The sequence below is a fragment of the Rhizobium sp. SVR5-9E genome (assembly GCF_056755095.1).
In genome coordinates, this window is the sequence record NZ_JBNDHS010000222.1 from 1 (window position 1) to 932 (window position 932).

The following is a 932-nucleotide window of genomic DNA, read 5'->3' on the forward strand; positions in this document are numbered from 1 at the left end:
GACTTAGAGTGCGCTCTAACCCCTAGCCTTGGAAGCGTCGTGGCGAAAGAAGACATCCATGAAGATTGGTGAACTGGCGAAACGCTCGGGGTTAACGGCCCATACCATCCGCTACTATGAGCGGATCGGGCTGCTTCCTTTTGCGGACAGGGACCAATCGGGGCTGCGTGACTACGATGCGTCAATCCTGAACTGGATCGAATTTCTCGGGCGCCTGAAGGAGACCGGGATGCCGATCCGGGAGATGTTGCGCTATGCAGCCTTGCGGGAGCGCGGCGTCGGCACGGACGCGGAGCGACGGATACTGCTGGAACAGCATCGCGAACGCGTGCGGGCCCGCCTTGCCGAATTGTCGGATTGCCTTCTCGTCCTCGACAACAAGATCGCCGGCTATGCCGGCACAACGACAAGGATGAAGGACTATGACGCAGCACCACCAGAACGCCGACGAAAGCCGGTTGGAGCACGGCGGGCCAACGCTCGCTGAAGGTAACGAAAGCGGCCGCAATGCCAGCACTGCGATGAAGACACGTAAACTCGGCCCTCATCTCACCGTTTCGGCAGTCGGGCTCGGCTGCATGGGCATGAGCCACGCCTACGGTGGGCAGGACGAGAAGGAGTCCGTTCGAACACTGCACCGGGCCGTCGAATGCGGTGTCACCTTCTTCGACACGGCTGAGGTCTATGGCCCCTTCGAAAACGAAATCCTGGTCGGCAAGGCGTTGAAGCCCTATCGGGACAAAGTCGTGATCGCCACGAAGTTCGGCTTCCGGATCGACGCGAGCAAGGAGGGCGTGAATGCCATGTCCGGCGTCGACAGCCGGCCGGAACACGTCCGCGAAGTGGCCGAGGCGTCGCTGAAGCGGCTCGGGGTCGAGGTGATTGACCTTTTCTACCAGCACCGCGTCGATCCGCAGGTGCCGATCGAAGAC

The 932-nt window shown here is 61.3% G+C and carries 2 protein-coding genes; both read left to right on the forward strand.

The window, feature by feature from the left end; genetic code table 11:
* Window positions 1–58 precede the first annotated feature (58 nt).
* Window positions 59–487, forward strand: a complete 429-nt coding sequence (locus ACPYOJ_RS34515; RefSeq protein WP_481420250.1) for a MerR family transcriptional regulator — start codon at window positions 59–61, stop codon at window positions 485–487.
* Between the two features lie 34 nt (window positions 488–521).
* On the forward strand, window positions 522–932 hold a 411-nt coding region (locus ACPYOJ_RS34520), incomplete at its 3' end, for an aldo/keto reductase (protein ID WP_481420251.1).

What these genes read in the sequence shown, in the direction of transcription:
- ACPYOJ_RS34515 (WP_481420250.1), top strand. Translation starts at nt 59, where the DNA reads ATGAAGATTGGTGAACTGGCGAAACGCTCGGGGTTAACGGCCCATACC.